Here is an 8,122-nt window from a genome sequence, read left to right as displayed (position 1 = left end):
CGCGGCTGGCAGAACGTGACGGCCGGCGGCAAGAACGGCGAGTGGCAGGCGGCGGGTGGGGCCGCGCCCGGTCAGTTCGCCGAGGAAGCGGGTACGCGCGGGTACTCGAACCTCGTGGCCGGTGTTCCGAACTGCACCGTGTACCACGACGAACAGGCCGTGGCGACGTACTGCTACACCGGCAACCAGTGGTGGACCGTCGACGACGCGTGGTCGATCCAGCGCAAGACCGCGTGGCTCAGGTCGAAGAACCTGCTGGGCGCGATGATCTGGGAGATGTCGGGTGACCGCGGTCCGTTGCTGACCGCGGTCGACGCCGGACTCCGCTAGTACTCGGACTCGTAGAGGCCCTGCAGCTCGGTCAGCAGGGCCGACGAGTCGGGCAGCTGCTTGCCGTCCAGCGTGGTCACCCGCGTGATCTTGCGGACGCTGGACGCGAGGAACACGCCCTCGGCGTCGTAGAGCTCGCCGGTCTGGATCGGCTCCACGGTGACGGTCCAGCCGGCGCGCTCGGCGGCGCGGAACAACGCGTACTGCGTGGTGCCGGGCAGGATGCCGAGCTTCGACGGCGGGGTGACGAGGGTCTTGCCGCGCACCAGGATCACGGTCGAGGTCGGGCCTTCGAGCACCGAGCCGTCCGACGTCGTGAAGATGACCTCGGCGGCGCCGCGGCGCTCGGCCTCGCGCAGGGCGGCCATGTTGATCGCGTACGACAGCGACTTCGCGCCCAGCAGCAGCCACGGCGCGCGGTCGGCGAGGTCGGCGTCGATGCCGCGGTCGAGCGTCACCGCGGCCAGGCCCTCGGCGCGCTGCTTGAGCACCTTCGCGCCGATCTCCATGCCGAGCGCGAAGCCGGTGGGCGTGCCGTCGCCGCCCTCGACGCCGCGGGTGTAAACGAGCTTGAGGGCGAACTCGGGGCTGCCCTCCCAGTTGCCGAGGACCAGCTCGACCGCCCGCTCGAACTCCGCACGCGGAGGCGGCTGCATGTCGAGCATGGCGGCGGACCGGTCGAGCCGGTCCAGGTGCGGCGTGAGTTCGCGGGGCTTCCCGTCGACCACGAGGATCGTTTCGAACACGCCGTCACCGCGCATGAGTCCGAGGTCGTCGACGCGGATCTGCGGCGAGTCGGGGTCAGCGAGGGTTCCGTCGAGCAGTGCCAGCACGCGCATGCGCCGAGCCTACTGGCAGCAACTAACATGGCTGTCGTGGAGACCGCAAGAGGGCTGCGCAAAACGCTGCACGACCGCGGGATGAGGATGACGCCGCAGCGTCAGCTCGTGCTGGACGCGGTCAGGGTTCTGGAGCACGCCACTCCGGAGCAGATCTGCGCGCGCGTCCAGGAGACGGCGCCGACGGTCAACATCACCACCATCTACCGCACGCTCGACCTGCTCGAGAAGCTCGGGCTGGTGCGGCACACGCACCTGGGCCACGGCGCGCCGAGCTACTCGGTCGACGAGCACCAGCACGTCCACCTGGTGTGCCACGTCTGCGGCGGCATCCGGGAGATCCCGTCCGAGCTCCTCGAGCCGCTGGTCGGAACATTGCGGGAGCGCGACGGGTTCGAACTGGACGCGAGCCACCTCGCGCTGTCCGGCACGTGCCGAGACTGCCTGAAGCAGGAGCAGGAGACCGAGTGAGCTTCCCAGGAGCCATCCCGCCGCCCGACGATTCCCTCGACGCGGGCGTGGCCTGGCACTACGGCGACCCGTTCGCGGAGCAGCGCTCGGCCGCCCGGTCGGTCGTCGTCGTCGACCGCTCGAACCGCGGCATCATCGCGATCCCGGGCGAGGATCGGCTCACGTGGCTGCACCAGCTCACGAGCCAGCACTTCGAGCAGCTGGGCGAGGGCGCGGCCACCGAGGCGCTGATCCTCGACGCGCAGGGCCGGCTGGAGCACCACATGGTGGTCGCGAACGTCGGCGGCACGGTGTTCCTCGACGTCGAGGAGGTCGACGACCTGCTCGCGTACCTGAAGAAGATGGTCTTCTGGTCGAAGGTCGAGCCGCGCGACGCGTCGTCCGAGTTCGCGCTGCTGACGATCACCGGCCCGGAGACGCCCGCGCTGCTCGAGAAGCTGGGCATCCCGCTGCCGTCGGACGTGGAGCCGCTGGGCGAGGGCTTCGCGCGCCGGGCGTCGTGGCCGGGTCAGCACGCGGTCGACCTGCTGGTCCCGCGCGCCGAGCTGAGCGACTGGTGGCAGCGCATCACGGACGCCGGAGCGCGCCCCGCGGGCAGCTTCGCGTTCGAGGCGCTGCGGGTAGAGGCGTTGCGGGCGCGCCAGGGCGTGGACACCGACGAGCGCACGATCCCGCACGAGGTCAACCTGATCGACAGCGCGGTGCACCTCAGCAAGGGCTGCTACCGCGGCCAGGAGACGGTCGCGAAGGTCCACAACGTGGGACGCCCCCCACGGCGGATGCTCCTGCTCCACCTGGATGGTTCCGCCGACGCCCAGCCGGAGACCGGCGACCCGGTGTCGCTGGACGGCCGCGTGGTGGGCAGGGTGGGCAGCGTCGTGCAGCACCACGAGCTGGGAACGATCGCGTTGGCACTGGTCAAGCGATCCGTACCGGTCGAGTCGGAGCTGGTCGCCGGAGCCCCCGAACGGGAGGTCCCCGCGCGGATCGACCCCGACTCGGTGCCGCCGGACACGCCCGGACTGGGCCGGGAAGCCGTTCGCAACCTGAGGGGATGAGCCCTTATGGTCGGGGCATGTCCAACGGCACGCTGATCACCGTCGCTCCCACCGGAGCGGAGCACGCCAAAGCCGACGTCCCGCAGCTCCCGGTGACCCTGGAAGAGCTGGTCTCGACGGCGCAGAGCTGCGAGCAGGTCGGCGCGGCGATGATCCACGTCCACATCCGCGGCGAGGACACCAGGCCGTCGCTCGACCTCGGCCGGCTGAAGGCCACCGTCGAGGCGCTGCGGTCCGGGACGAACCTCGTCGTGCAGCTGTCGACGGGCGGGTCGGTCCACGACCCCGAGGAGGACCGGCTGCGCGTGCTCGAGGCGATGCCGGACTCCGCCTCCTGCACGATGGGCACGGTCAACTTCGGCGACGACGTGTTCCTGAACCGCTGGCAGTTCATCGTGTCCCTGCACAAGGGCATGCAGGAACGCGGCATCGTCCCGGAGTACGAGATCTTCGACATCGGTCAGCTGGCGTCGTTGAAGCGCCTGCTCGACCAGCACGGCCTGCCCGCGGGCGGTCACGTGCACGTGGACTTCGTCATGGGAGTGCCCGGCGGGATGCCCGGTGACGCCGCGACCCTGGTCGCCGCGGTCGCCGCCCTGCCGGACGGGGCGACGTTCTCCGCCACCGGGATCGGCAGGACGACGCTCCCGGTGATGTTCACCGCACTGGGTGCGGGTGGCCACCTCCGAGTGGGTATGGAGGACACGACCAGCTACTCGCGGGGGGTGCCGGTGCGGGACAACGCACAGCTCGTGGCACGTGCCGCGGGGCTCTCGAAGATCGCCCAGCGACCGGCCCTGTCCCCTGACGAGGCGAGAAAGCTGCTGGGCGTGCACATTTGAGACAAGTTCGGTGCATGGGATGTGTTGGCGGGTGAGGAGGATCTACCGCAGGATGGACACGTGATCGAGGTGCGTCCTGGCGGGCGCCGCCGAATCGACAGGGTGCTCGCCCCCGACTACACGGAGGGCGTCGAGCAGCGCCCGCTCGTCGAGGTGCGCGAACTCCGCGACGAGGCAGCGCAGGAAGAAACCGACCTGTCCTACCTGCGGCGGCTGTTGCACGCGCGGATCGACATCGTGCGCGCGGAACAGGAGCGCCGCAACTCCGGCGGTTCGGCGGTGGTCGACCAGCTGGCCACGATCCTCTCCACGAACGCCGTCGGTCCGGCGACAGGCCTCGGCCGGTACCAGACCCATGAGCCGTCACGTGCTGATGCGCATCAACGGCACGTCGAAGCGCTCATCTCCGACGTGGACCTCTCCGACGTGAGCTCGTTGTCGGACGACCGGCTCGGCGAGGTGCTGGAGACGTTCATCTCCGAAGAGGCCTCGGTGTCGGTGCGGCGGCGCGAGGTGCAGGTCGTGGTGGACAAGCTCAACGCCGAGATCGCGTCGCGCTACCAGCGCGGGAGCGCCTCGGTCGACGAACTGCTGGCCGCCGAGCGCGGGCACCACCGCCGCAAGAGCTGACTCCCACAATCGGCTCCCATCATCTGGGACGGTTGTTCCACTTTGTGAGCAGCGGACCTAGCGTGCCCTCATGGGGTATCGCTGGGTCGTGCTGTGCGTCGGGGCTTTGGCCCAGGGCACGAACGCGGCCGTCTTCCTCGGCCTGCCGGCGATCAGCCCCCAGTTGCAGGACCACTTCTCCCTGACGCTGCCCCAGGTGGGGCTGCTCCTCGGTGCCGTCAACCTGGGCACGATGATCGCTCTCGTGCCGTGGGGAGTCGTCGCGGACCGGCGTGGCGAACGACTCGTGATGACCATCGGCGGCCTCGGGGCCGCCGTCTGCCTGCTGTGCGCGGCGCTGGGCAACGCCTGGGTCGCCGGTCTCGCGCTGCTCGCCGTCGGCCTCTTCGGGGCCAGCGTCAACGCGGCCAGCGGCCGGGCCGTGATGTCGTGGTTCAGCAAGGAGTCGCGCGGCCTCGCGATGGGCGTCCGGCAGACCGCGACCCCGCTCGGCGCGGCCCTCACGGCGGCCGTGCTGCCCGGCATCGCCATCTCCGCCGGGGTGCCCACGGCGTTCGTCGTGCTGGCGGGCGTGACGGGGTTCGTGGCGCTCGCGGTGGCGTTGCTGGTCAGGGAACCACCCGGTGCGGTGCGGGCGGGTTCCGACCACGGGCTGGTGCTCAAGGACCCCCGGTTGCTGCGCCTCTCTCTCGCGAGCGGGCTGCTCGTGGTCCCCCAGTTCACCGCCACCGCCCTGATGGTGCCCCTCCTGCACGAGCACCGCGGCATGAGCGTGACGGCGGCCGCGGCGGTCTTCGCCGTCGCCCAGGCGCTCGGTGGCGCCGGACGGCTCGCGGTCGGCGTGTGGTCGGACCGGGTGCGCAGCCGGATCGGCCCGCTGAAGATCGTGTCGGTGATCACGGCGAGTGGGTTCGCGCTGGTCGCGGTGCTCGACCAGGCGCCGTTGCCGGTGCTGGTGGCCGTGCTGGTGCCGACCGCGGTGCTGGCGCTGTGCTGGAACGGGCTGGCGGTCACCGAGGCCGGTGAGCTCGCGCCGGACGGCCGCAGCGCCACCGCGATCGCCATGCAGAACTCGGCGAACTACCTCAGCGCCGCGACCACGCCGTTCGTCGCGGCCTTCGTCGCCGTGCACGTGGGGTGGCCCGCGGCGATGGCACTGGCCGCCGTCGCGGCCGTGGTCGCGCGGGTGCTGCTTCAGCCGTGGCGTTCCCTGCGGGCCAGCTCGCCCCAGAACTCGCGCAGCGTCTCGTAGCGCAACGCGACCTCCTCGGCGTCACCGGTCTCCAGGGCGTCGACGATGGCGTTCACGTCGGCCGCGGAGGTGTCCTCCAGCAGGTCCTTGTCCTCCAGCAGCTGCACGAGGCCGCCGTAGTCGAGCTCGACGGCCGAGTGCGGGTGGAAGTGCTCCAGCCAGCGGCCGGTGTCGGCGAGGATCGTGGCGGGCCCGTCCTCGCCCAGGGAGCCCTTCACGACCTTGAGCGCCCTCGCCACCCTCCGCCGGGCGTCCGCCATCGCCACGCGCCACGACACCTGCCGTTCCGGGTCGTCCTGGGCGCTCGCCAGCACCACGCGGCGCTGGGCGGGGTCGACGAGGGCGAACCACGGCAGCGGCACCGTCCAGGTCGTGGAGATGACGTGGACCGCGCCCGCGGAGAGTTCGGCCATCACGGCCGACGCACGCGCCCGGACCGTCTCCGGGGAGAGGCTGAGGGCGGCGTCCTGGAGGATCGGCGGCGCCGAGGCCAGGAAGCCCACCAGAGCGGCCGCGGACCGCGTCCGGATGTCGAGGGGGCAGACGAGAGGGCCGGGGCCGACACGGGCCGCTTCGGACGTCGGAACCTCGGCCGGGCTGATGGTCATCACGTCGGACGACTCGCCCGGGAGGAGCTTTCTGCCCAACTGTGATCGCAACCACAGCTCCCGTTCGCGGTTCCCTGCCTCCGAGCGGGGGACAGGGCCCTTTTCCAGGGCTTTCTCGACCTTCGCCGCTAGCGGTGCGTCCAACACCGATAACGGTTCGTACACCCTCAGGTAGGCGACGAACGGTCTGGGCACCTGTGCATCCTTCCACGCGGGGGCGGCCGTGAGATTTGGCGGCACGTGTCATGCCTACCGCGTCGCGAGGAACCCCATCGGCACGGTACGGTAGTTACCAGGAACTAGTTGTCGAGACGAGTGGGGCCGCCGTTCCCCCGGCCGCCCCCGTCCCTGTGCGAGGGGGTCGAGCCATGGGGCGCGGCCGAGCGAAGGCCAAGCAGACGAAGGTCGCCAGGGAGCTCAAGTACAGCTCTCATGAGACCGACTTCGCTGCGCTGCAGCGCGAGCTGTCTGGTGACGAAAGGTCGCCGAACGGGAGTAGTGGTGGCGACGAGCCACTCCACGACCCGTACGACGATTACGACGACTACCGTCGCTGAATTCAGCCTTCGGAGTTCAAGGGTTGGGCTGCCGGTCACCCCGGAGCCCAGCCCTTGAACTCTGAGGGCGTTCTCAGAAAGCCCTGGCGTACTGCTTCGGCGCGCGTACCTCCACACCCAACTGCTGAGCCGCGTGCAGCGGCCAGTACGGGTCGCGGAGCAGTTCGCGCGCGAGCAGGACCAGGTCGGCGGAGGAGTCCGCAAGAACCTGTTCGGCCTGCTTCGCCTCGGTGATCAGGCCGACCGCACCCGTGGGCACGTCTGCCTTGCGTCGCACAGCTTCGGCGAGCGGCACCTGGTAGCCGGGCCCGATCGGGATGTCCGCCTGCGCGGTGTTGCCACCGCTGGACACGTCGATCAGGTCCGCACCCGCGGCCTTGAGCGCCTGTGCCAGCACAACGCTGTCGTCGGCGGTCCAGCCACCTTCGACCCAGTCGCTGCCGCTGATCCTCACCAGCACCGGCACGTCCGGGCCGACCGCTGCCCTGACGGCCGCGGTCACCTCCACGGAGGGGGCGATGCGTTCTTCGATGCTGCCCTCGTTCGTGAGCGGCGAGTAGTACTCGTGGAGCAGGTAGCCGTGGGCGGCGTGGATCTCCAGCACCTCGAAGCCGGCCTCGACGGCCCTGAGCGCGCCGTCGACGAACGCCTTGACGATCCCGCTGTGGCCCTCGAGCTTCTCCGGCTGGTTGCCACCGGGGAACGGCTCGGTCGTGGGCGCCACCGGCACCCAGTCGCCGATCGCCTTGCGCCCCGCGTGCGCGAGCTGGATGCCCGGCACCGAGCCGTGCTCCTTGATGAACTTCGTGATCGGCTTCCAGGCCTCGACCTGCGCGTCGTTCCAGATGCCGACGTCCTGCGGAGAGATCCGGCCCCTGGGCTCGACCGCGGTGGCCTCGGCGATGACCAGCCCGGCACCGCCGACGGCGCGGGAACCCAGGTGGACGAGGTGCCAGTTCGTCGGCACGCCGTCTTCCTCTGTCACCGAGTACTGGCACATCGGGCTGACCGCGATGCGGTTGGGCAGCGTGACCGAGCGCAGGGTCAGCGGGGAGAACAACAGGCTCACGAAAGGCTCCCTTGAAACGTTCGTATGTCTACGAACGTTTCAAGGACGAACGGCCACCGGGTTGTTCCCGAGCGCCGGGTCGTCTCGCTCACTGGACGTGTCGCTCGGCCCGTCGCATCCGTTGTCGTACCGCTTGAGGTGAGATGCCGAGCGCCGCGCCAAGCTCGGCATAGGTGTGACGAGGTCTGCTGCCCCCCACAACAGGTCCACCACCGAGCGCGCCTCTACGAGCAATTCGCCTACCATCTCGTCCGCCTTTCGACGAACCTCACTCGTCGCGCGCAGTCTCTCCAGCAGCGAACCAACGGATTCATCTGCCAGTGATTCCCCGATGACTTCATCGATCAACTCAGCGATTCTGTCCCCCCATGCCACCCGACTGTAGCAACCAATCCTGATCAACAACAGGTGTTGTCCGCCGACAACTTCAGTTCACCTGCGACACCTGCTCCGGCAGCAATAAGCT

11 protein-coding genes are annotated in these 8,122 nt (G+C 70.0%); 7 read left to right on the top strand and 4 right to left on the bottom strand.

Translation table 11 applies throughout. The features are described 5' to 3' along the window. A partial coding sequence (locus tag VM306_RS25620) for a glycosyl hydrolase family 18 protein (RefSeq protein WP_325519468.1) occupies positions 1 to 330 on the top strand: 330 nt, incomplete at its 5' end. Here VM306_RS25620 and VM306_RS25615 read toward each other — a convergent pair. Continuing rightward, positions 327 to 1,169: an aminodeoxychorismate lyase gene (locus VM306_RS25615; protein ID WP_325519466.1), complete on the bottom strand. Its 843-nt coding sequence runs from the start codon at positions 1,167 to 1,169 to the stop codon at positions 327 to 329. The genes VM306_RS25620 and VM306_RS25615 overlap by 4 nt on opposite strands. An 81-nt stretch (positions 1,170 to 1,250) precedes the next feature. On the opposite strand from VM306_RS25615, the gene VM306_RS25610 reads away from it, so the two are divergent. The 5 genes from VM306_RS25610 to VM306_RS25590 all read left to right on the top strand — a co-directional run bounded on the left by VM306_RS25610 (position 1,251) and on the right by VM306_RS25590 (position 5,422). Beyond that, positions 1,251 to 1,640 carry a Fur family transcriptional regulator gene (locus tag VM306_RS25610; RefSeq protein WP_414672453.1) on the top strand — a complete coding sequence of 130 codons (390 nt, stop codon included), beginning with the start codon at positions 1,251 to 1,253 and terminating at the stop codon, positions 1,638 to 1,640. Next, the gene (locus VM306_RS25605) at positions 1,637 to 2,698 is read left to right on the top strand and encodes a YgfZ/GcvT domain-containing protein (RefSeq protein WP_325519462.1); all 1,062 of its coding nucleotides are present in this window, start codon (positions 1,637 to 1,639) and stop codon (positions 2,696 to 2,698) included. Before VM306_RS25610 ends, VM306_RS25605 begins: the two co-directional genes overlap by 4 nt. Next, positions 2,695 to 3,540 (top strand): 3-keto-5-aminohexanoate cleavage protein, encoded by an 846-nt coding sequence (locus VM306_RS25600; protein WP_325519460.1) that lies wholly within the window; start codon positions 2,695 to 2,697, stop codon positions 3,538 to 3,540. The genes VM306_RS25605 and VM306_RS25600 overlap by 4 nt, the downstream gene beginning before the upstream one ends. Positions 3,541 to 3,600: 60 nt before the next feature. Beyond that, positions 3,601 to 4,170: an aerial mycelium formation protein gene (locus tag VM306_RS25595; protein ID WP_325519458.1), complete on the top strand. Its 570-nt coding sequence runs from the start codon at positions 3,601 to 3,603 to the stop codon at positions 4,168 to 4,170. 70 nt (positions 4,171 to 4,240) lie between these two features. Next, the gene (locus VM306_RS25590; protein WP_325519456.1) at positions 4,241 to 5,422 is read left to right on the top strand and encodes an MFS transporter; all 1,182 of its coding nucleotides are present in this window, start codon (positions 4,241 to 4,243) and stop codon (positions 5,420 to 5,422) included. Here VM306_RS25590 and VM306_RS25585 read toward each other — a convergent pair. Then, complete coding sequence (locus VM306_RS25585; RefSeq protein ID WP_325519454.1) at positions 5,365 to 6,225, bottom strand: hypothetical protein; 861 nt, start codon at positions 6,223 to 6,225, stop codon at positions 5,365 to 5,367. The genes VM306_RS25590 and VM306_RS25585 overlap by 58 nt on opposite strands. A 173-nt stretch (positions 6,226 to 6,398) precedes the next feature. Between VM306_RS25585 and VM306_RS25580 the strand changes: the two genes are divergently transcribed. Further along, the gene (locus VM306_RS25580) at positions 6,399 to 6,587 is read left to right on the top strand and encodes a DUF3073 domain-containing protein (RefSeq protein ID WP_325519452.1); all 189 of its coding nucleotides are present in this window, start codon (positions 6,399 to 6,401) and stop codon (positions 6,585 to 6,587) included. A 73-nt stretch (positions 6,588 to 6,660) separates the two neighbouring features. Here VM306_RS25580 and VM306_RS25575 read toward each other — a convergent pair whose 3' ends face one another. Both VM306_RS25575 and VM306_RS41520 read right to left on the bottom strand, forming a co-directional pair. Next, positions 6,661 to 7,656 (bottom strand): NADH:flavin oxidoreductase/NADH oxidase, encoded by a 996-nt coding sequence (locus VM306_RS25575; RefSeq protein ID WP_325519450.1) that lies wholly within the window; start codon positions 7,654 to 7,656, stop codon positions 6,661 to 6,663. Positions 7,657 to 7,695: 39 nt separating this feature from the next. Further along, positions 7,696 to 8,004, bottom strand: a complete 309-nt coding sequence (locus VM306_RS41520; protein WP_325519448.1) for a hypothetical protein — start codon at positions 8,002 to 8,004, stop codon at positions 7,696 to 7,698. Between the last annotated feature and the right edge of the window lie 118 nt (positions 8,005 to 8,122).

The organism is Lentzea sp. (assembly GCF_035525475.1).
Lineage (GTDB): Bacteria > Actinomycetota > Actinomycetes > Mycobacteriales > Pseudonocardiaceae > Lentzea.
Note: the sequence above shows the minus strand (reverse complement) of the source record. Positions and strands in the feature narration are given on the sequence as shown.